Below are 567 nucleotides of genomic sequence, written 5' to 3' on the forward strand. Positions count from 1 at the left end.
GCCGAGCGGCGCGACGACATCGTTCCGCTCGCCCGGCATTTCCTGGCCGAGGCGGCCGGCCGGCGACCGGTGCCCGAGCTCGATCCCGCCGTCGTCGAGTTCCTGCTCGGACGAGACTATCCGGGCAATGTGCGGGACTTGCGCCGCATCGTCGCCGGGCTCCACGCGCGCTGGTGCGGCGAAGGACCGATCACCATCGGGGCCGTGCCGCTCGCAGAGCGGCCGGCATCCTTCGTCGAGACGGATCCGCTGAGCGATCCCGGCTTCCTCCAGGCGATCGGCCGGGCCGTCTCCCGCGGGGTCGGGCTCAAGGAGATCAGCCGCGTCGCGGCGGGCGTCGCCATCCGGCTGGCGCTCGATCACGAGGGCAACAACCTGAAACGCGCCGCCCAGAAGCTCGGCGTCACCGACCGGGCCCTGCAGCTCCGCCGCGCCGGCGCCAACGGCCGATCGCTCTAGCAAGCGACGCGGCCATCCCGCTCGACGGCGGCATCGAACGGCACGGCGCCTCCGGCGCCGATGTCGATGCGAGCGTCCCGCCGCCTGCGCCAGGGGGCGCGAGCGGCC

General features: G+C 74.3%; 1 pseudogene. It reads left to right on the plus strand.

The window, feature by feature from the left end:
- A pseudogene (locus ABTU92_RS29465) lies at nucleotides 1-459 on the plus strand (hypothetical protein); the annotation flags it as partial.
- Nucleotides 460-567: the final 108 nt, after the last annotated feature.

This window comes from Rhodoplanes sp. SY1 (assembly GCF_046000175.1).
Taxonomy (GTDB): domain Bacteria; phylum Pseudomonadota; class Alphaproteobacteria; order Rhizobiales; family Xanthobacteraceae; genus Rhodoplanes.